The sequence below is a fragment of the Alteromonas gracilis genome (assembly GCF_002993325.1).
GTDB classification, from domain to species: Bacteria; Pseudomonadota; Gammaproteobacteria; order Enterobacterales; family Alteromonadaceae; genus Alteromonas; species Alteromonas gracilis.
On sequence record NZ_PVNO01000024.1, the window covers coordinates 86,733 to 107,357 of the forward strand.

At 44.3% G+C, this 20,625-nt stretch carries 25 protein-coding genes; 16 read left to right on the forward strand and 9 right to left on the reverse strand.

Features of this window, described 5'->3' with window-relative positions:
- Positions 1 to 48: 48 nt before the first annotated feature.
- Complete coding sequence (locus C6Y39_RS07425; RefSeq protein WP_105930653.1) at positions 49 to 996, forward strand: DUF3034 family protein; 948 nt, start codon at positions 49 to 51, stop codon at positions 994 to 996.
- A 15-nt stretch (positions 997 to 1,011) separates the two neighbouring features.
- Positions 1,012 to 1,446, forward strand: coding sequence for a group I truncated hemoglobin (locus C6Y39_RS07430; protein ID WP_105930654.1), 435 nt, complete (start codon positions 1,012 to 1,014; stop codon positions 1,444 to 1,446).
- A gap of 130 nt (positions 1,447 to 1,576) precedes the next feature.
- On the opposite strand, the gene C6Y39_RS07435 is transcribed toward C6Y39_RS07430, so the two are convergent.
- Both C6Y39_RS07435 and zapE read right to left on the reverse strand, forming a co-directional pair.
- Entirely contained in the window at positions 1,577 to 2,299 is a 723-nt protein-coding gene (locus C6Y39_RS07435; RefSeq protein WP_105930655.1) for a YebC/PmpR family DNA-binding transcriptional regulator, read from the reverse strand.
- A gap of 333 nt (positions 2,300 to 2,632) precedes the next feature.
- A complete protein-coding gene (zapE, locus tag C6Y39_RS07440; protein WP_105930656.1) occupies positions 2,633 to 3,730 on the reverse strand; it encodes a cell division protein ZapE in 1,098 nt (365 codons plus the stop codon).
- A gap of 255 nt (positions 3,731 to 3,985) precedes the next feature.
- Here zapE and C6Y39_RS07445 point away from each other — a divergent pair, with 255 nt between their 5' ends.
- The 3 genes from C6Y39_RS07445 (at position 3,986) to C6Y39_RS07455 (ending at position 7,238) form a co-directional block, all read left to right on the forward strand.
- Entirely contained in the window at positions 3,986 to 4,423 is a 438-nt protein-coding gene (locus tag C6Y39_RS07445; RefSeq protein ID WP_105930657.1) for a ZapG family protein, read from the forward strand.
- Between the two features lie 88 nt (positions 4,424 to 4,511).
- Positions 4,512 to 5,873: a DegQ family serine endoprotease gene (locus tag C6Y39_RS07450; protein ID WP_105930844.1), complete on the forward strand. Its 1,362-nt coding sequence runs from the start codon at positions 4,512 to 4,514 to the stop codon at positions 5,871 to 5,873.
- Positions 5,874 to 6,167: 294 nt separating this feature from the next.
- Positions 6,168 to 7,238: a trypsin-like peptidase domain-containing protein gene (locus C6Y39_RS07455; protein ID WP_105930658.1), complete on the forward strand. Its 1,071-nt coding sequence runs from the start codon at positions 6,168 to 6,170 to the stop codon at positions 7,236 to 7,238.
- Positions 7,239 to 7,316: 78 nt separating this feature from the next.
- Here C6Y39_RS07455 and murA read toward each other — a convergent pair whose 3' ends face one another.
- The 7 genes from murA to mlaF form a co-directional block, all read right to left on the reverse strand.
- A complete protein-coding gene (murA, locus tag C6Y39_RS07460; protein ID WP_105930659.1) occupies positions 7,317 to 8,579 on the reverse strand; it encodes a UDP-N-acetylglucosamine 1-carboxyvinyltransferase in 1,263 nt (420 codons plus the stop codon).
- 12 nt (positions 8,580 to 8,591) lie between these two features.
- Positions 8,592 to 8,849: a BolA family protein gene (locus C6Y39_RS07465; RefSeq protein WP_012517351.1), complete on the reverse strand. Its 258-nt coding sequence runs from the start codon at positions 8,847 to 8,849 to the stop codon at positions 8,592 to 8,594.
- A gap of 29 nt (positions 8,850 to 8,878) precedes the next feature.
- Entirely contained in the window at positions 8,879 to 9,187 is a 309-nt protein-coding gene (locus tag C6Y39_RS07470; protein ID WP_105930660.1) for an STAS domain-containing protein, read from the reverse strand.
- Positions 9,184 to 9,849, reverse strand: coding sequence for an MlaC/ttg2D family ABC transporter substrate-binding protein (locus C6Y39_RS07475; RefSeq protein ID WP_105930845.1), 666 nt, complete (start codon positions 9,847 to 9,849; stop codon positions 9,184 to 9,186). The genes C6Y39_RS07470 and C6Y39_RS07475 overlap by 4 nt, the downstream gene beginning before the upstream one ends.
- A 120-nt stretch (positions 9,850 to 9,969) precedes the next feature.
- The gene (mlaD, locus tag C6Y39_RS07480) at positions 9,970 to 10,443 is read right to left on the reverse strand and encodes an outer membrane lipid asymmetry maintenance protein MlaD (RefSeq protein WP_105930661.1); all 474 of its coding nucleotides are present in this window, start codon (positions 10,441 to 10,443) and stop codon (positions 9,970 to 9,972) included.
- A gap of 9 nt (positions 10,444 to 10,452) precedes the next feature.
- Complete coding sequence (gene mlaE / locus C6Y39_RS07485) at positions 10,453 to 11,229, reverse strand: lipid asymmetry maintenance ABC transporter permease subunit MlaE (RefSeq protein ID WP_105930662.1); 777 nt, start codon at positions 11,227 to 11,229, stop codon at positions 10,453 to 10,455.
- Entirely contained in the window at positions 11,226 to 12,026 is an 801-nt protein-coding gene (gene mlaF / locus C6Y39_RS07490; protein ID WP_105930663.1) for a phospholipid ABC transporter ATP-binding protein MlaF, read from the reverse strand. Before mlaF ends, mlaE begins: the two co-directional genes overlap by 4 nt.
- A gap of 607 nt (positions 12,027 to 12,633) precedes the next feature.
- Between mlaF and C6Y39_RS07495 the strand changes: the two genes are divergently transcribed.
- The 11 genes from C6Y39_RS07495 to C6Y39_RS07545 all read left to right on the forward strand — a co-directional run bounded on the left by C6Y39_RS07495 (position 12,634) and on the right by C6Y39_RS07545 (position 20,480).
- Positions 12,634 to 13,590, forward strand: a complete 957-nt coding sequence (locus C6Y39_RS07495) for a calcium/sodium antiporter (RefSeq protein ID WP_105930664.1) — start codon at positions 12,634 to 12,636, stop codon at positions 13,588 to 13,590.
- A gap of 2 nt (positions 13,591 to 13,592) precedes the next feature.
- The gene (locus C6Y39_RS07500) at positions 13,593 to 14,573 is read left to right on the forward strand and encodes a KpsF/GutQ family sugar-phosphate isomerase (RefSeq protein WP_105930665.1); all 981 of its coding nucleotides are present in this window, start codon (positions 13,593 to 13,595) and stop codon (positions 14,571 to 14,573) included.
- Positions 14,574 to 15,122, forward strand: coding sequence for a 3-deoxy-manno-octulosonate-8-phosphatase KdsC (gene kdsC, locus C6Y39_RS07505; RefSeq protein ID WP_105930666.1), 549 nt, complete (start codon positions 14,574 to 14,576; stop codon positions 15,120 to 15,122).
- The gene (lptC, locus tag C6Y39_RS07510) at positions 15,119 to 15,697 is read left to right on the forward strand and encodes an LPS export ABC transporter periplasmic protein LptC (RefSeq protein WP_105930667.1); all 579 of its coding nucleotides are present in this window, start codon (positions 15,119 to 15,121) and stop codon (positions 15,695 to 15,697) included. Before kdsC ends, lptC begins: the two co-directional genes overlap by 4 nt.
- The gene (lptA, locus tag C6Y39_RS07515; RefSeq protein ID WP_105930668.1) at positions 15,666 to 16,217 is read left to right on the forward strand and encodes a lipopolysaccharide transport periplasmic protein LptA; all 552 of its coding nucleotides are present in this window, start codon (positions 15,666 to 15,668) and stop codon (positions 16,215 to 16,217) included. The genes lptC and lptA overlap by 32 nt, the downstream gene beginning before the upstream one ends.
- Positions 16,218 to 16,219: 2 nt before the next feature.
- Positions 16,220 to 16,945, forward strand: coding sequence for an LPS export ABC transporter ATP-binding protein (gene lptB / locus C6Y39_RS07520; RefSeq protein WP_105930669.1), 726 nt, complete (start codon positions 16,220 to 16,222; stop codon positions 16,943 to 16,945).
- Between the two features lie 73 nt (positions 16,946 to 17,018).
- Positions 17,019 to 18,500 carry an RNA polymerase factor sigma-54 gene (locus tag C6Y39_RS07525; protein WP_105930670.1) on the forward strand — a complete coding sequence of 494 codons (1,482 nt, stop codon included), beginning with the start codon at positions 17,019 to 17,021 and terminating at the stop codon, positions 18,498 to 18,500.
- Positions 18,501 to 18,530: 30 nt separating this feature from the next.
- Positions 18,531 to 18,818: a ribosome hibernation promoting factor gene (gene hpf, locus C6Y39_RS07530; RefSeq protein ID WP_012517338.1), complete on the forward strand. Its 288-nt coding sequence runs from the start codon at positions 18,531 to 18,533 to the stop codon at positions 18,816 to 18,818.
- 13 nt (positions 18,819 to 18,831) lie between these two features.
- Complete coding sequence (ptsN, locus tag C6Y39_RS07535; RefSeq protein ID WP_105930671.1) at positions 18,832 to 19,275, forward strand: PTS IIA-like nitrogen regulatory protein PtsN; 444 nt, start codon at positions 18,832 to 18,834, stop codon at positions 19,273 to 19,275.
- An 87-nt stretch (positions 19,276 to 19,362) separates the two neighbouring features.
- Positions 19,363 to 20,208 carry an RNase adapter RapZ gene (gene rapZ, locus C6Y39_RS07540; RefSeq protein WP_105930672.1) on the forward strand — a complete coding sequence of 282 codons (846 nt, stop codon included), beginning with the start codon at positions 19,363 to 19,365 and terminating at the stop codon, positions 20,206 to 20,208.
- Positions 20,208 to 20,480: an HPr family phosphocarrier protein gene (locus tag C6Y39_RS07545; protein ID WP_105930673.1), complete on the forward strand. Its 273-nt coding sequence runs from the start codon at positions 20,208 to 20,210 to the stop codon at positions 20,478 to 20,480. The genes rapZ and C6Y39_RS07545 overlap by 1 nt, the downstream gene beginning before the upstream one ends.
- Positions 20,481 to 20,625 lie beyond the last annotated feature (145 nt).

The window sequence follows — 20,625 nt, forward strand, 5'->3', positions numbered from 1 at the left end:
TGTTCAAAGAAATATGGAATAGCTGCAACATAAAATAGGATCTTCCTTATGATAAAGGTTTTGCTGTTATCCTCTTTGCTCATTTCATTTACAGCATTCGCTGACAGTGGTTCTCGTTTAGTAGCCTCAGGCGGGGTTACAGGTTTTGAAGGCGCCGCTGGTGGCGGCATAACCCCTTGGGCATTTATCGGTGGATACACGAGTAAAGAAGAAGTTAGTTACTCTGCCAATATTCAATATTTAAGCCTAAACGATTATAGGCTCACTACGGCTGGTGCGGGTTTTAGCCTATTTGACCGCGTCGAAATTAGCTTGCAGCGCCAGCGCTTAGATATTTCATCTGGGCTAACCAGCAATGTGTTTGCACTACTTACCGAAGGTGCAATATCTAACGCTAACAGCGCGACAGTTGAACAGGATATTGTAGGCGCGAAAGTTAAAGTATTTGGAGATGGCGTCTTCGCACAAGATTCTTGGCTTCCTCAAATAGCGATAGGCGCCCAGTACAAGAAAAACAGAGATTTTGATAGCTCACTCTCTCTTCCTGATGGCTCTGTACCACTTCCTGAAACTGGCGTTCCGCTTCTATTAGGGGCAAAAGACGACAGCGGCACTGACGTGTACCTCTCAGCGACCAAATTATGGTTAGGCACACCGTCTGGCTATAACTTACTCACCAATTTAACCGCCAGGTACACAAAAGCAAATGTGTTTGGTTTACTAGGGTTTGGGGCCGAAGGTAATGACAGTGCAAAACTTGAATGGGAAGGTTCATTGGCGCTTCTAATCAGCCCAACTACAGCCATTGGCACAGAGTTTAGAACACAAACCAATCGATTAGGCGGTCTAGCCGAAGAAGACACAGTTGTTGATGCCTTTATTGCCTATTTTCCCAATAAGTCACTTTCAATCACCGCTGCCTATGTCGATTTGGGCAACTTGCCGCTACAAGAAAGTTCTTCAGGCTTTTATTTAACGGTAAATGGTCACTTTTAAAAAGGCTATAGTTATATGATTAAAACAGCCAGGGTTCGCGCATTAACCATCATAATTTTAGCCTGTGTTTTAGGCGGGTGCACAAGCGTTCCTAAGCAAAGTCTTTATAAAGAAATTGGCGGCCATAAAACCCTAAACACCATATACGGCGTTGCCATTACCCGTATTTATACCGACCCTGTCATTGGCCATTACTTTAAAGGTGTTCCCAAAAAGCATCTAAGAGACCAGCTCGTATTACAGATCTGTGAGCTTATTGGCGGGCCTTGCGAGTACAATGGTAAAACGATGTTGGAATCACACACCGGGCTTAATATTAAAGAACGTGAATTCTATATTTTGGTTGAATATGTACAGGGCGCAATGCGTGATGTGGGTCTCACATATCAACAAGAAAATCGAATCTTAAAGAAATTAGCACCGATAAAATATCAAACTGTAAACCTTTAAAAGTACCTACCGTCACCGGTAGTACTTGCTTCATGTGCACGCAATGTAGCTTTTATACGCTGCCAATACGTCTGAAATAAAAAACCCTCGAGTTATCGAGGGTTTTCATGATTTTTATTAAGCCTTTAAATTAATTTGGCGTAATCGCGTTGTGGTAAACGTCTTGTACGTCGTCACAATCGTTAAGCATGTCCATGAATTTTTCAAACATCGGCATGTCTTCTTCACTTATCTCAGTTTCAGTCTGAGGCATCCAGCTCATTTCTTCTGCAATGAAAGTAATGTCTGGGTAAGCTTCTGTTAGCGCTGTTTTTACTTGGTAAAACTCGGTGTGCGGCGCATATACGGTCACTTTACCGTCTTCAACTTCAACCTCAGTTACGTCTACGTCTGCTTCCATTAGCACTTCTAAGATGGCGTCTTCGTCGTCACCTTCAAATTGGAAAACAGCCTGGTGATCGAACATGTGCGACACCGCACCCTGTGCACCTAGCTTGGCATTAGTTTTAGTGAAGCAGTTGCGCACTTCAGTGATGGTACGGTTTGCGTTGTCAGACAAGCAGTCAACAATAACCATACAGTTACCCGGGCCAAAGCCTTCGTAACGCATAGGCTGGAAGTCTTCCCCTGCGCCGCCAGCGGCTTTATCTATCGCTTTTTCAATAACGTGGCTTGGTACTTGGTCTTTCTTTGCTTTTTCCATTAGGCGGCGAAGTGAAAGGTTAGTGTCTGGGTCGGCACCACCATTTTTCGCACATACGTAAATTTCTTTACCGTATTTAGAATAAACTTTAGTTTTCTGGCCGGCAGTTTTTGCCATGGCGTTTTTACGTACTTCGAATGCTCTTCCCATCTTAAAATTCTCTTTCTCGCAATTTGAAATGCTGCGTTGGGTTTTATCGGGCTACTATTTGCCTGACCATTAAACCAGGCTGCGTCACTCTGCCTTACTTGGTAACAATGCCGAACGCGACGTTTCTTAAATGGCGCAGCGCGACAGTGCTTAGAATTACCAAGCGAAACATTGCCCAAAATAACGGCAGGCTAAGCAACACAAAAAATTTGGGCGAAATTCTACCTTAATTTTCATGTAATACCAATGTGAACGCCCCTAGAAAGGCAATAGGTAAATAGATTTCACATTTTCGATGAGTTCAAAATGTACTCTGACCCCACACACTTGTGTTTACGGCAAGTGTTCGGTTGCTAGGTAGTCGTGTGACTGCATTTCCTTTAAGCGGCTAAGACAGCGTCTGAACTCAAAGTTAAGTAGTCCTTCGGTATACAGGCTTTCCAACGCGACTTCTGCAGATATGATCAGTTTTACATTTCGCTCGTAGAATTCGTCCACCATAGCAATAAAACGGCGCGCCACATCGTCGTTGTGTTGCCCCATTTCCATAACATTGGCTAATAGCACCGAATGATAACAACGGCTTAACTCGATATAGTCACTTTGGCTGCGAGGACCTCCACACAGGGCTTTAAAATCAATCATCAATACCCCGTCAGCATTTCTAAGCGTTGGTATTTTGCGATTGTTCACCTCAATGTCTTCGCCTTGAGAGCCCTCTTCTGGCGCTAGCTGAGAAAAGTAGCTATGCAAGTTCTCGGTGGCTTCTTCATCAAGTGGGTAGTGATAAATTTCGGCTTGCTCTAGCGTTCTAAGACGATAATCAATACCGCTATCGACATTTACCACACGGGTATTCTGATTTAGTAAGTCGATGGCTGGTAAAAACCGCGCACGTTGCAATCCATTTTTATATAAATCGTCAGGTACTATGTTCGAAGTCGCCACCAGCACAATACCGTGCCCAAACAGCTCTTCCATTAACGTGCCTAAAATCATGGCATCGGTTATATCAGACACGAAAAACTCGTCAAAGCATATTACCCGCGCTTCTTTTGCTAGCTTGGCAGCCACTAACTTTAGCGGGTCTTGGGCGTTTTTGAGCAGCTTTAATTCGTCGTGTACACGATACATAAAACGGTGAAAGTGAACGCGCATCTTCTTTTCAAACGGGAGACAATCGTAGAAAGTATCAACAAGGTAGGTTTTGCCTCGTCCTACTCCTCCGTAGAAGTAGATACCCTGAATACCTGGTTTGGCGTGGCCTTTACCAAATGCTGCTTTTAACTTCACCCGCCACGTTGTTTTCTTTTCAGGCTGGGTCAGTTCGTCGAACAAACGTTGAAGTTCTTTTACTGCATTTTCTTGTGCTGCGTCGTAATGAAAATCTGAAGACTGAAGATCTAGCTGATATTTTTCCCATGGCGTCATCGCCGAATTCACTCCGTACAAAAGTCAATAGTGGCGCTTGCTGCACCGACCTGCTTGAATTTCTCAATTATGACCTTAATTTTAATGGAAATCACGGTAGAATCTCACATTGAAATTCGACATACACTGAATAAATGTGACTATGTATGCGCTTTTCGGGTTTGACCTTGCTATATTCAGCTTATGGTCGAAAGCAGCTTTTAGATCGTACAACAAAAGGTCGGCTGCGCGATGTAGATTTATTCGGAGAATATAATGGAATTGTTAGTATCTCTTGCTTTATTAGTTGTTGGTTTAATTATTGGCTTTTTTGTAGGTCGCTTTTTTCAGCAAAAGCAGGGCGCAGGCAGTGCTGCTCAAACTGAGAAGCAAGTTAAAGAGATCCTTGCACAGCAAGCACAGCATCACATTCATCAAACTCGTCAGAGTTTAGAGAGCATTGAAAGCCAGTGCGAAACATTAAAGCAACAGATTGATGAGTACGAAACACTGCTTGAGCAAGGCGGTGAAGAAGAAGGCAGCAAAGTCCCGTTCTACGGGGAGCAAGCCACAACCTATTTACGTAATAATCTAAAAGGTTCAGATAAGTCTAAAGTTAACCGTGTTTCTGACACACAGCCAAAGGACTTTGCAAACTCAGGTTCTGGGTTGTTCGTCGGTGGTTCTGAGCAGAATAACGCAGAAAAACAGTAACATCGGGAACTTTATCACGACCTCGGACTCTTTTAGTGAAACCATGCTATGTCGCATATAACATGAAGGAGTGTAAGCGAACATGAAAATGTCTTTCCGCCATTGTCTATTGGCGTCTGCCGTTGTTGTAAGTTCACTGGGCTTTACTGCTAACACACAGGCGGCGTTACCGTTCTTTTCAGATAAAAAAGATGAAGTCCCCTCTCTAGCACCCATGCTGGAAGAGGCGACGCCTGCCGTAGTAAGTATTGCTGTAGAAGGCACGCAAACTTCTACACAGCGTGTACCAGAAATGTTTCGCTACTTCTTTGGTGCACCGCAAGAGCAAGTTCAGGAACGTCCTTTCCGAGGTCTGGGTTCTGGGGTCATAATCGATGCGGATAAAGGTTACGTAGTAACCAATAACCACGTAGTTGATAACGCAGATGAAATCACCGTCAAATTAACGGATGGTCGTGAGTTCAAAGCGAAGAAGCTGGGTTCAGATGAACAAAGTGATATCGCGCTACTGAAAATTGATCCGGACGATTTGAAAGCACTGCCATTAGCCGACTCAGATGTCCTGCGTGTGGGCGACTTTGTGGTAGCAATTGGTAACCCATTTGGTCTATCGCAAACAGTCACCTCAGGTATTGTTAGCGCATTAGGTCGTTCAGGTTTAAACATTGGCGGCTACGAAGATTTCATTCAAACTGACGCCGCAATCAACCGAGGTAACTCGGGCGGTGCACTGGTTAACCTACGTGGCGAACTCGTTGGAATTAACACCGCTATTTTTGGTCCCAACGGCGGAAACGTTGGCATCGGCTTTGCCATTCCAGCAAACATGATGAAGAGTTTAGTTGATCAGATTGCTGAGTTTGGTGAAGTAAGACGTGGCCTTTTAGGTATTCTTGGTAGTGACATCGATGCGGGCTTAGCTGAAGCCATGAATGCTGAGGTGAACATTGGTGCATTCGTTAGTGAGGTGCAGCCTGATTCAGCAGCAGAAAAAGGTGGAATTCAAGCGGGTGACATTATTACCGCTATAAACGGACGTAAACTTAACAGCTTCCAAGAGTTGCGCGCTAAGATTGCAAGCATGGGGGCCGGCGCTGAAGTTGAGCTTACTGTTATGCGCAAAGGTAAGAAAATGAAGGTAGATGTGGTGCTAGATGATGCAGCAGATACCACTGTTACTGCGGCTCAAATACACCCAGCGCTTGAGGGTGCAACGCTCGCAAACGGTACTGATGACGCGGGTAATGCCGGTGTTGTAGTGTCTGACATTGAACGTGGTGCACCAGCGGCGCGCATTGGTTTACAGTCTGAAGACGTGATCATAGGTGTTAACCGAGTTCGCACATCTACCGTGGCTGAGTTCAGAAATGCACTAGATGAAGCGAAAGGCGTTATCGCGCTTAACGTGAAACGGGGTAATTCAACATTGTACTTGGTTATCAGACAATAGCTTTACGCTAGATTGAAAGTTTGACTAATAGAAAACGGCGCTTCTTTAAAGCGCCGTTTTTATTTGAATACTAGAATATGGCAAACGTGAACAGTTTGTCTGGCACCATTGAAGGGAAATGATAATTCAAATTCGATTGCACTAAATTTGTTTTTCATTACGGTAGTTTATTCAATTAAGTGATATCCTTTACGTTAAGAATGATAATTTAAAAACGTCGCGCTTTTTTATGATGTCGCACTGCAAGAATAGTGCGTTTAGAGTAAGTGCGGCAGAAAACGATAAGTGTGACTTGTGACTGGCCGCTCAATAATAAATTTCTTATTAAAATCTGTTCTCCTCGGCGTTGCCGTTGCAGCGTTGCTGTTGATTTTTGTTCCAGAACTTCGACAAGGTAAAGGGCTGGCTCAAGGCTTTTTCACTGATGTATCAGTAAGTGCTAATCGTGAAAGCTATTTCACCGCACTCAGCCGCTCTGCACCAGCCGTCGTCAATATTTACAGCGTAAGCATTGAGAATGGCTCCGGGCTTTTTAGAAACCAATCGCGCGGTCGAACTAACTTAGGTTCTGGCGTGATCATGACTGAAAACGGCTACCTACTTACGTGTCACCACGTAGTTGCAAACGCCGACAGCATTTACGTAGCAGTTCAAGATGGTCGTATTCTTGAAGCACAAATTATCGGTACAGATCCGCTTACAGACCTAGCGGTTCTAAAAGTTACTGCAGATAACCTTCATATTATTCCTCAAGTCCCAGAACCAGATACTCATGTAGGTGATGTGGTAATGGCTATCGGTAACCCGTTCGACTTAGGTCAGACAATTACGCAGGGGATCGTAAGCAGAGCAGGACGAAACGGACTTTCCAACTATGTGGATTTTATTCAGACTGATGCGGTACTCAACCAAGGTAACTCCGGCGGAGCATTAGTAGATAGCAACGGCATATTGTTGGGCATTACTAATGCTAACTTCCAAGTTCTCGATTCGAATAACCGCGTTCGCAATGTAGACGGGATTAATTTTGCGGTACCTTACGAACTAGCTAAACGGGTAATGGATGAAATTATCAGTAATGGCCGTGTGATACGCGGTCAGCTCGGCTTCGTAGGTGGTGAAAACCGCAACCGTCCTGGCATCGATGTGTCGGCGGTAGCAAAGGGTAGCCCAGCAGACATCGCTGGCATTCGTCCCGGCGACATCATAGTAGCCATTGACGGAGTAAGACTGGAGAGTGCGTCTAAAACCTTAGATATGATTGCTGAAACAGAGCCGGGCACAGAGCTTGAGATTGAACTTAGCCGAGACGGTACCTCTTTAACCTTAACAGCTACGGTTGGAGAACTTCGCGCGAGTCAGTAGAAGTCTGTTGTTTCACTTTATCGATAAAAGAAAAGCGCCAAAAGGCGCTTTTCTTTTACCAGAATACCTGCTTCTCGCTTATTCTTTTACTCGCTCTATATTTGCACCTAAACCTCTAAGCTTTTCTTCAATAGCTTCATAACCACGGTCAAGGTGATAAATACGATTCACATGAGTTTCCCCATCTGCGAGGAGACCGGCTATAACCAAGCTTGCTGATGCGCGAAGGTCAGTTGCCATAACGGGCGCACCTTTTAAGCGTGAGCTTCCTTTCGAAACAGCAGAGTTAGCCTCTAGCGCTATCTCAGCACCCATGCGCTGTAATTCAGGCACATGCATAAAACGGTTTTCGAAAATGGTCTCGGTAATAACACCTGTGCCTTCTGCAACACAGTTTAAAGTAACAAACTGGGCCTGCATATCGGTAGGAAAAGCTGGGTGAGGGGCAGTTTTTACTCTTACGGCCTGTGGCTTTCGCCCTTCCATATCGAGTTCAATCCAGTCATCACCAGTCGTAATTTTAGCGCCAGCTTGTTCTAGCTTGTCTAGCACGGCATCTAACGTATCAGGCGCGGCATGGGTACAGCGAACCTTTCCGCCAGTAACAGCGGCAGCAACAAGGAAGGTCCCCGTCTCAATACGATCAGGTAGCACGGCATAGTCACAGCCGTTTAGCGTTTCCACACCTTCAACGGTAATTTTGTCACTTCCTGCGCCGCTAATTTTTGCGCCCATTTGAATAAGGCAATTTGCTAAATCTACAATTTCAGGCTCGCGCGCAGCGTTTTCAAGCACCGTCGTACCGTCTGCCAGCGCCGCAGCCATAAGCAAGTTTTCTGTCGCGCCAACACTTACCATATCCATAAAGATGCGCGCGCCTTTTAAGCGTCCGTCAACTTCTGCACGAATATAGCCTTCATCAACTTCTATTTTAGCGCCCATTTTTTCAAGGCCAGTTAAATGAAGATTGACCGGGCGAGCACCAATAGCACAGCCACCGGGTAAAGACACATTTGCCTTACCCTGTTTCGCAAGTAGAGGGCCTAGAACTAAAATAGACGCTCGCATAGTACGCACTAGATCATAGGATGCCGTCACGCTCTCAAGTGTACTCGCATCGATAACGATATCATTAGGAGCTGGTTGAGCAATTTCGACGCCCAGCTCGCGTAATAGCGCAGTAGTGGTATTTATATCGCGAAGACGAGGAACATTAGTATATCGACAAGGAGAGTCAGTAAGCAGGCTTGTCATCAACAATGGAAGAGCCGCATTTTTAGCACCAGAAATACGAACCGTGCCGTTTAGCGCTGGGCCCTTTTTAATTACAAGTTTATCCACAAGCTGCGCCTATTATTGAGGGATATTGAACTGGCGCTCGCGCTCCCAGTCCTTAACCGAAAACGTCTTGATTGTGATTGCGTGCATGCTGCCATCTGCAATCTTATCAGCTAAGGGCGCATAAACAGCTTGCTGACGCTTTACACGGCTCATTTCATTAAACGCATCGCTTACAGCAATAATATTAAAATGCGATCCCTCTCCTTTCACATGCACTTCGTGAAGGTCTAAGGCATCTTTCAAGATTTTTTCAATTTCAGACAATTCCATAACTTACTTCTTAATTCGCTAACTGGTGTTTATTCTACAGGTAAAAAGCTATCTGCATTGCTGATTTTTGCAAGCTTTTGAAGCTTTTCCGGCATTTTGCTGAGGGTTATGCTAACACCATTTTGCTCTGCATCCCTAACGGCATTGATAAGCCACGCCAAACCCGCACTGTCTGCACGTTCAACATCGCTCAAATCCAAAGTGCAACGTTTGTTTTGCTGCAGGGTGCCTCGCTCGTTACTGCTCAGGCTTTCCCAGAAATTCTTTGACAAAGTGTCACGGTCAAGTTGACCGTGAACAATCACATTACCCTTATCGTTTATCTCAAAGAGACTCACTCAGCCTCTCCCTCGATTTCAATCGGCTCACCTTGTTTTAATTCAACCGGCTTACCAATTTTATCGCGCATTAAAGCAATCACTGAATCTATGCCTTCTTGACGAAGAATTGATTCGAACTCGCTACGCTTACTATTCAACATGCTAATGCCTTCGGCAACCATGTCGTACGCTTTCCACTCATTCGTTTTACTGTCTTTACGCACTTTAAACGCAATTTTAATTTCTGGACGGCTGGGGTCTTGTACTACGGCACGCACCGTTACTGATTTTTTATCATCAAAAGATGACTCTGGCTCGAATATTACCTCTTGATTATCGTAATACCCCATCGCAACTGCATAAGAAGTAATTAGATACTGTCGAAACACACTGATGTATTCGCCCATTTTCTCTTGAGGCACCGATTTAAAGTGTTTACCCAACACCATAAATGCCGCAAATTTATAATCGATATGCGGCACTAGTTCCTCTTCCATGATCGTACGAAGCATTTCTGGATCGGCTTTGATAGCCTCCTGATTAGCCTTAATACGTTCAAACGTACGATTTGCTACATCCTGCACCAATTCATACGGGTTTTGCTCATTCACTTCTTGCGCATTCACTACGCTCGTTATCGACATCATAAAGATGCCAATGGCTGCTATGATCTTTTTCAAAATTTTATCTCCTAACTTCAAACTCTGTTTAGCAGACCTGATTACCGTCAAATTAGTTTCATCAAGTTGCTGTAATTCATTGGTAACTGTATGCAGTGCAAGCAATATAATGGGCAGTGTTTAGTTTTCGTCACTACCGCGGTTAAACAAGAACTGACCAATCAAATCTTCAAGAACCAACGCTGACTTAGTATCTTGCAGGTAATCGCCATCTTGTAAGTTTGCCACACCGTCAAACGAGAACCCTGGCTGAAAACCAACGTACTGCTCGCCTAATAGGCCTGAAGTCAAAATAGATACCGAACTGGTTTCAGGAAAGCCGTTGTATTCGTTGAGGATAGATAGTTCTACCACAGGAGTGAAATCTTCCTGATCCAATGAAATTGACGACACACGACCAACCGTAACACCACCTACTTTCACTGCAGATCTCGGTTTCAGCCCGCCAATATTGTCGAACTTTGCATATAACGTGTAGGTGTCACCTTCGGTCGCTACCGTTTGATTTGCCACTTTAAGTGCTAATAATAACAATGCACCTATTGTAAGCATGACAAACATACCAACCATCACTTCCGTTTTATACTTACTCATTCCTAACCCCTACTCGATACCAAACATAAGGGCGGTAAGCACGAAGTCCAGCCCTAATACTGCTAATGATGAATAGACCACTGTTTCAGTAGTCGCTTTGCTGATCCCTTCCGATGTTGGAATAGAATCGTAACCTTTAAATATGGCAATCCACGTCACAACTAAGGCAAACACGAGGCTTTTTATTACGCCGTTTATGACATCTTGGTTCCAATCTACTGTTGATTGCATAATTGACCAATAGCTGCCCGCATCAACGCCCAACCAATCCACGCCGACCAAATGCCCGCCAAGGATACCAATGGCGCTAAAAATAATCGCCAGCATTGGCATGGCAATCATTCCAGCCCAAAAGCGAGGAGCGACAATACGCCTAAGCGGATCTACTGCCATCATTTCTAAGCTGCTTAATTGCTCTGTGGCTTTCATCAAGCCTATTTCAGCTGTCAACGCTGAGCCAGCACGACCAGCAAACAACAATGCAGTCACAACTGGGCCTAGCTCCCGCAGCAGCGACAAAGCCACCATAGGACCTAAACTTCCTTCAGCACCATAATCAACCAAAATTGTATAGCCTTGGAGCGCCATTACCATGCCAATGAATAAACCAGATACCATGATAATTAGGAGCGACTGCACGCCTACAACATAAAGCTGCTTGATCACCAACGGAATATTTTTAACGCGAGGAACCGCCACTAGCGCACCGAACAGCATTAATGTGGCGCGTCCAATTGAAGTTATTTTAGCAATCGTTTTTGCACCGACTGACTGGAAGTACTTCATTTATCGCCTCCCAAAAAACTCGTTTTCAAATCAGGTGCAGGGTAGTGAAATGGCACTGGGCCATCTGCTTTACCCTTTAAGAACTGCTGTACCAGCTCAGAATCACTTTCTTTAATTTCTTGAGCCGTACCCTCACCTATTACGCGCTTGTCAGCCAGTATGTAAATATAATCTGCAATAGTGAGTACTTCGGTTACGTCATGAGTAACAACAATACTTGTTAAGCTAAGCGCATCGTTAAGCTCACGAATGAGCTTTACTAAGACCCCCATAGAAATAGGGTCTTGGCCTGCAAATGGCTCGTCATACATGATTAAATCAGGATCAAGCGCTATCGCTCTTGCAAGTGCAGCCCTGCGCGCCATACCACCAGATAATTCGCTTGGCATAAGTTGAGCGGCACCGCGCAATCCCACAGCCTGTAGCTTTAAAGCGACAATGGTGGCGATAATATCTTCAGATAACTTGGTATGCTCGCGAAGCGGAAACGCAACATTGTCGAACACGCTCATATCGGTGAAAAGTGCGCCGCTTTGAAACAGCATACTCATTCTTCGGCGCGTGTTGTAAAGGGACTTTCTCGACATTGAAACAATCGAGTCACCATCGAATCTCACGTCGCCTTCATCTGGCGTTAACTGCCCGCCAATAAGGCGCAGCAACGTTGTTTTACCTATACCACTAGGCCCCATTACCGCAGTAATTTTACCTTTGGGTACTTTAAGCGAAATGCCGTCATATATAACGCGGTCAGCACGCTTGAAAGTTAGGTTATCTACTTCAACTAAATGATCCATAAGTACTTAAATGTCGACCCCTGACGAAAGAAAGTGGCTGTAAAAATTTCACCCACACTGCACTTTTAAAAGAGTAATTGAATAGGTTGCCTAGCGTATTCAATTTCTATGCCTTTAGCATTTTACTGTAAATGTATACTCTTGAGTTTACTTTAAGAACACATAATACCAATAAAGTTTACTCAGCAGTGTAGTTTATCAACACGATTGGCAAAAACTCGTGGCTGGGCGATGTGATTTAGTGTCATTGTACGCTTTTTCAAGCCCCTCGCAAAAGTCAAAAAGTTACAAGTTATGTTCGATTAAGACGAATGTAAGGTCACGCGCGCTCAAGCGCACTTCTTATGTAAGACAACAAGTCGAAAGTGAGTGAGCACGTCTATCGTATTTGATAGTTTGTTAATGGAAACTGAACACCAACATGTAATGTTGTTGCTATCGCTGCTAATCAAAGGCAACGAACGAGGGCTAATTCGTCGATTTACTCTTCATTTAACACAGGTTTTTACCATTTCGCAGCATTTGATAAAAATAAAGTAATGCGAGCATAGGCAAATGGCACTCTTTTTGCGACAATCTAGCGAAATACTCTTTATTACAGGTTGTTGTGCTTTTAAACATCGTCATTTTTCTTATTGGGCTGATTGTACTTAGTTGGAGCGCTGACCGTTTTGTTTATGGTGCTTCAGCGCTAGCAAAGAACATCGGTATTTCACCTATGATGATCGGTTTAACGATTGTCGCTATGGGGTCTTCTGCGCCTGAAATCGTGGTATCCGCCATTGCCTCTGTAAATGGTAATATGAATACCGCTGTAGGAAACGCGCTGGGCTCGAATATTACCAACGTCGCTCTTGTCCTTGGCATAACAGCACTGGTTAAGCCGCTGCTTGTCTCATCAACAACGTTAAAGCGAGAGCTTCCGGCTCTTCTTATCATCTCGCTTATTGCTATCGGCTTTTTGTTCGATGGCGAACTTAAGTCTTACGAGGGCATTATTCTACTTGCTCTGTTTATTTTTGTATTAGCCATGATGGCCTGGCTGTCGCTACAAGTAGACAAAGAAGACCCGTTGATAGCTGAAACAGCTGACGAAATACCTAAAGGCGTTTCAAATACATCTGCGCTTATATGGATTGGCGTGGGTCTGGTCGTTTTGCCCCTGAGTGCACATTTTTTGGTGAACTCCGCTGTAGAAATTGCAAGGTATATGGGGATATCTGACTTGGTGATTGGTTTAACTATCATTGCTTTTGGCACCAGCCTTCCAGAACTTGCTGCAAGCGTTGCCGGCGTACTCAAAGGTGAGGATGATTTAGCCCTTGGTAATATTATTGGTTCTAATATTTTTAACCTGCTTGCCGTACTTGGAATGCCGGGGTTAATAGCGCCAGGCTTGTTGGATCCAGATGTCTATAATCGAGATATGTACGTAATGCTTGGACTAACGCTACTGCTATTCTTGTTCAGCTTTGATTTAATCGGTAAGCGTACAATATCAAGAACGAATGGATTTATACTTCTTGCTTGCTTCATTGGCTACCAATTCTGGCTGTTCGGATAATCATGAATACACAAACTCAGATGAACTATATCGACTCAGCAAAACGCGTTATCGACATTGAAACGCACGCTATAGCGAACCTTGCAGAACGTTTAAACGACAATTTTATTGCAGCATGCGATATTCTTTTCCACTGCAAGGGAAAAGTTGTTGTTAGCGGAATGGGGAAATCTGGGCATATAGGAAACAAAATCGCTGCCACACTGGCAAGTACAGGCACACCCGCTTTTTTCATGCACCCTGGTGAAGCCAATCATGGTGACTTGGGAATGTTGAGTAAGGGTGATGTTTTATTAGCTATTTCTAATTCTGGTGAAACAAACGAATTAGTTAATTTGCTGCCAGTCGTTAAAAGACTGGGAATTCAAGTGGTAGCGATGACAAACAGCGCGTCAAGTTCATTAGGCCAACACGCTGATGTAGTGCTCGATATCAGTGTGGATAAAGAAGCCTGTTCATTAGGCCTAGCCCCTACATCAAGCACCACGGCAACCTTAGTCATGGGCGATGCGCTTGCTGTGGCGCTTCTCGATCAGAAAGGGTTCACGTCTGATGACTTCGCATTGTCACACCCGGGGGGGAGTCTAGGAAGAAAGCTGTTGCTTAAAGTACATGACATCATGCTTACTGGTAGCGATATTCCGCTTGTTAGTTTGAAAGCTTCAGTGGCTGACGCGCTTCTTGAAATTTCCAAAAAAGGCCTTGGGATGACGGGTGTTATTGCCTCTGATGGTACACTTACCGGTGTATTCACTGACGGTGATTTACGCCGAATTCTAGACGCACGTATTGACGTTCATGGAGCCTCGGTTGAAAGCGTCATGACAAAGGGCGGTAAAACAACGACTTCTGAGCAACTCGCTGTAGAGGCGCTTAACTTGATGGAAGCCCATAAAATCAGTGCGCTTATGGTGACAGATTCTCAGCGCAAACCCGTGGGAGCCTTTAATATGCATATGCTACTCAAAGCGGGAGTGCTATAAATGCCAGCAACCTTATACACAGAAATAAATGACACACTTTTTACTCAACTATCGAAGATTAAATTATTGGTATGTGATGTGGATGGTGTGTTTTCAGATGGCCGAATTTATTTAGGCAATGCGGGTGAAGAACTAAAGGCCTTTCATACGCGAGATGGCTACGGCGTCAAAGCCTTGGTAAGCCATAATGTTAATGTCGCTGTCATCACGGGTCGTCGTTCAGCCATTGTTGAAAACAGAATGAAAGCATTGAATGTGGCGCACATCATTCAAGGTGAGGAAAACAAAGCCGAGGCTTTGAGCGCACTAATGGAAACTCTCGAACTAAATGCCGATGATGTGGCAGCAGTTGGCGATGATATGCCTGACACAGGTATGTTTAAGCATGTAGCAGTCAAGATTGCGGTTGCCGATGCGCATCCTTTTGTCGCTACACAAGCCAACTGGATTACCACACTCCCAGGGGGATTTGGTGCAGTTCGTGAAATATCGGACACCATTTTACAAGCCAAGGGTGTGGCGAATGAAATATTCGGAGCAAGTGTATGAGCCAATTTGGCTTTAATCGCTTAGGACTCAGTATATCTGCGCTTTTTATTCTAGCGATGTTGATGTATGTACCAACATGGATGGAAGAGGAGCCAGAAGAGCAGAGCAGTGGTGAAAATGACGCACTGAAGCCCACTTATAAAGCGAAAAATTTAACCACGACCCTCTATAATCAAGAGGGAGAGCTGAACCATAAGGTTTTTGCTGAATCGATGGAACATTACGACCAACTAGGTTTTGTCTTATTTCAACAACCCCGATATACCCTTTATACCGAAAATGCAACGTCTCCTTGGGTTGTTACGGCTAAAGAAGGCACACTCTACAACAACGAGCTTATTCAGCTGGAAAATCGCGTTGTTATTGAGAACCAAACGAGCGATGATTTTGTCCAAAGCTTATCAACCGAATATATTCAAATAAATTTGGACACTAAACAAATGACTTCTGACCAGCCCGTTGAAATACAAGGTACTCAGTATGTTATTTTGAGCAATGGGTTTAACGCGAATTTACGCACACAAGAATACGAGCTATTAGATCATGTACAAACCACTTATTCCCCTAGCAACTAGCCTTTTTCTTGCCATCGCTAGCGGTGCGGTGCTCGCGAGCGAAGACGACTTTTCGCAGCCCATAAAAATAGGTTCAAACACCCAGTTTATTGATGGAAAGAACAAGACGGCACTTTATAAAGAAGACGTCCTCATTACACAGGGTTCATTGCTGATTGAAGCGGACGAAGTTGAAGTCATCGCCAGTGAAGGTAGCGGTCGCGAAATCTTCATCGCTAGAGGCAAACCGGCGAGTTACTCTCAAACTTTAGAAGACGGCACGCCTGTATCGGCAAAAGCCAATGAAATTCGTTACGAGGTTATTAACCGCACCATTTCTCTCGCTGGCAATGCCGAACTTCAGCAAGACACGAGTAAAGTGCAAGGTGACAACATTACATTTGATATGATTACCGAGCAATTGCTTGCTACTGGCGGCAGTGGAGAAGATGGTGAAGGTCGCGTTACGACGGTATTCACGCCTGAAACCATTCGTAAAACATCAAAAAAGCAAGACAAAGATAGTGAGGACAACAAATAGCCATGGCCACTCTTAGCGCAACTAACCTTGCAAAGGCTTATAAATCTCGTCAAGTGGTGAGAGACGTTAGCCTTTCTGTTTCTACAGGGCAAATTGTTGGTCTTCTTGGTCCAAACGGCGCTGGTAAGACCACCACGTTTTATATGATTGTAGGTCTGGTACCCCTGGACAAAGGCAAGATTGAAATTGACGAAAACGAGCTCACTCATCAACCCATGCATGAGCGCGCACGCCGCGGAATTGGCTACCTTCCACAAGAAGCATCTATATTTAGAAAGTTGACCGTTCACGAAAATATCATGGCAATTTTGCAAACTCGTAAAGATTTAAATTCACACCAGCAAGAAGAAGAAGCTGATGCACTACTTGATGAATTTAATATCAACCATATACGTAATAGTGCGGGTATGAGTTTGTCGGGTGGTGAGCGACGCCGGGTGGAGATAGCACGAGCGTTAGCGGCAAATCCACAATTTATTTTGTTAGACGAACCATTCGCTGGTGTTGATCCAATATCAGTTAATGATATAAAGAAGATAATACAACATCTTCGTGATAGAGGAATTGGTATCCTTATCACTGACCACAACGTTCGAGAAACATTGGATGTTTGCGAAAAAGCGTACATTGTGAGTCATGGCGAGCTTATTGCGCAAGGAACAGCGGAACAGGTTTTAAGTAATCAAAAAGTAAGGGATGTATACCTAGGCGAGCAATTCAGGCTATAGTTAATGTAACCTAATTGTCATTTTTCAATTTCGCTCTGGTATATTCAATTTAGAGCATTTAAATAAGACGTAGATGAAACCATCTTTACAGCTAAAATTTAGCCAACAACTTACCATGACACCTCAGCTTCAGCAGGCTATTAAACTGCTGCAGCTTTCTACTCTTGATCTTCAACAGGAGATTCAAGAGGCGCTTGACTCTAACCCACTGTTAGAAGTCGAGGAAGGTAATGACGAGCCTCAATTAGAAAGAAACAATCTCGATAACGATGATGGAGCATCAGAAGCGTCTGCTACTGCATCAAGCGACACTTTGGAAGCCGGTGATGCGTTAGAAAAAAACGATCTCCCAGACGAGTTGCCTATCGACAGTACGTGGGATGAGTATTATTCCGCATCTTCAGCGCCCGCGCCAGGTCCATCAAGTGATGATGAACAGATTTTCCAAGGCGAAACTACTGACGATATTCAAGAACACCTTTCTTGGCAGATGCGCCTGACCCATTTCTCGGAAACTGACCGGGCAATTGCAACGGCGATTATCGACTCGATTGATGAATCTGGCTATCTAACCGTCTCTCTTGAAGAAATTCTTGATGCGGTGAACGATGATGACTTAGAAGAGCCTATAGAGATGGACGAAGTAGAGTGCGTATTAAAGCGTATTCAAATGTTCGACCCCATTGGTTCTGGTTCACGGACACCTCAAGAGTGTTTAATGGTTCAGCTTCGCCAATTTTCAGACGATACGCCGTGGCTCGCTGAGGCGAAGCAGCTAATCGAAGAGTACTCTGACCTTCTTAGCAGCAAAGACTACCGTACGTTAATGCGTAAGAGTCGCCTGAAGGAAGATCAGCTGCGTGAGGCTATGCGTTTATTACAGACCTTGAATCCTCGCCCAGGTAGTGCTTTAGTTACTAAAGAGCCTGAATATGTTATTCCTGATGTTTCAGTCGCCAAAAAGAATGGTCGTTGGGTGGTAGAATTAAACCCCGACAGCCTGCCTAAATTAAGCGTGAATCAACAGTACGCTGCGATGAGTCGTCGTGCGAAGAACAGTAGCGACTCTCAATTCATCCGCTCACACATGCAAGAGGCCAAGTGGTTCATAAAGAGCCTAGAGTCACGCAATGAAACCCTGATGAAGGTCGCGAATTGCATTGTGCAGCAGCAGATGGGCTTTTTCGAGCACGGCCCGGAAATGATGAAACCAATGGTGTTAAATGATGTCGCAGAAATGGTAGATATGCACGAATCGACTATTTCTCGTGTGACGACGCAAAAATACATGCACACACCACGTGGTATTTTTGAACTGAAGTACTTCTTTTCAAGTCACGTTGCGACAGAGTCTGGTGGTGAGTGTTCATCCACCGCTATTCGAGCATTGATCAAGAAGCTGGTGGCCGCTGAAAATGTTAGCAAGCCGCTAAGTGATAGCAAGATTGCTTCATTGTTGGCCGAGCAAGGCATAAAAGTCGCTCGGCGGACAATAGCAAAATACCGGGAATCGTTATCGATCCCGCCGTCGAACCAACGCAAAAGCCTTATCTAAACGGGCTCTATAATATAAGGAAGACGAAATATGCAAATCAACCTTACTGGTCATCATGTCGAAATCACCGACTCTTTGCGTAATTATGTCGATACGAAGTTCAGCAAACTTGAACGTCACTTTGATCACATTTCTAATGTGCATGTCATCCTGAACGTTGAAAAATTAAATCAAAAAGCCGAAGCGACTGTTCATTTAAGTGGCGCAGAAGTATTCGCATCCTCAGAAAACACCGACATGTATGCGGCGATTGACAGCATGGTTGATAAACTCGACCGGCAGGTAATCAAGCATAAGGAAAAACTGAAAAAACATTAGTAGTTAATTAAGCATGGACATACAAGCCATCGTAAGTCTGGACCGCACTGAATGTGCGGTTCAGTGTAATAGTAAAAAACGAATTCTTGAGATAATCGCAGATATTGCCGCCAAAAATAATGAGAACATCGAATCGGCGACGGTACTCAGCAGTTTAATGTCTCGAGAGCGTATGGGAAGCACGGGTATCGGTAACGGTATTGCCTTGCCTCACGGACGTTTAGCGGGTCTTGAGAAAGTAATTGCAATTGTCGTAACCTGTACACCGGCGATAGATTTTGACGCCTTAGATGAAAAGCCGGTAGATATATTTTTTGCTTTACTGGTTCCTGAAGAGCAAACCGAAGGGCATTTACAAACCTTGGCAACAGTTGCCGGTAAACTGAGCGACAAAGAGACGATTAAGGCAATACGCCGCGCTACAAAGAGCGATGAGATCCTCTCTGCATTATGTTAATTTCTAATGCCCGTCTGTATTTGGGCGATTAAGCCGTTTCAATCGATAACGCAAACAAGATAAACCAGTCTATTAGGGAGAAATGAGGTGAAGCTGATTATAATCAGTGGTCGTTCGGGTTCTGGTAAATCTGTGGCGCTACGAGCACTAGAAGATTTAGGCTATTACTGTGTTGACAACATTCCGGTAAATCTACTCCCTACCCTCACTCACACGGTTGTTGATGAATACGATCAAGTCGCGGTGAGTATTGATGTCAGAAATTTACCTAAGAACCCTGATGACCTAGTCGAGATACTTGATTATCTACCCTCATCTTGGTCGATGACGATTGTTTATATCGATGCAAGCGACGATGTGCTCGTCAAACGCTTTAGCGAAACCCGTCGTCTTCATCCTCTTGCCAAACTAAACAAATCACTTTTTGAGGCAATAAAAGCCGAATCTGCACTACTTGCGCCTATTGTAGAAAGAGCAGACCTGTATTTAGATACTGACAAGCTAACAATACATCAACTCGCGGAGTTAATTCGAGAGCGCATTCTTGGTAAAAAAAGCTCTCGTCTTGTATTGGTATTTGAATCATTTGGCTTCAAACACGGTATACCAAAAGACGCCGACTATGTTTTTGACGCACGCTTTCTACCAAACCCTCATTGGGAGCCCGACCTAAAGCACCTTACTGGCCTTGATGCACCGGTAGAAGTCTTCTTAGGCTCACAACCAGTGGTAACCAAGTTCATTTGGCAAATTCAAAACCTGATAACCACATGGCTACCTCATTTAGAGCGCAACAACCGAAGCTATGTCACCGTAGCAATAGGGTGTACCGGCGGGCAGCACCGCTCGGTGTATATCGCTCAGACTTTATCTAAAACCTTCGGCGAAATTCATCCAGATGTTCAAATTCGCCATAGAGAGTTAAACCAATAATGACGATTCAAAAAACGCTCACTATTGTAAACAAGCTCGGCCTGCATGCTAGAGCAGCTACACAGCTTGTTAAACTTGCAAATCAATTTGACGCCAAGATCATTCTGAAAAAAGGCGACAAGGAAGCCGACGCCAGTAGTGTTCTTGGCTTAATGATGCTGGAAAGTCATCAGGGTGAGCAAGTCGATGTTATTGTTGACGGTGCTGATGCCACAGACGCACTTGCTGCTATTGAGCAGTTAATAGAAGGCAGGTTTAATGAAGACGAGTAGTCACACGTCTGATTGATTACTTAATATACTTTCAGTCTGGTATTTATCAAATCTTGCGCGAAAGCTATGCAATTGTCATGACAGGATCATTATAATTGCGATATTCTACGGCCACTTAGGCGTTAACGCCTGCACCGTTTATTTT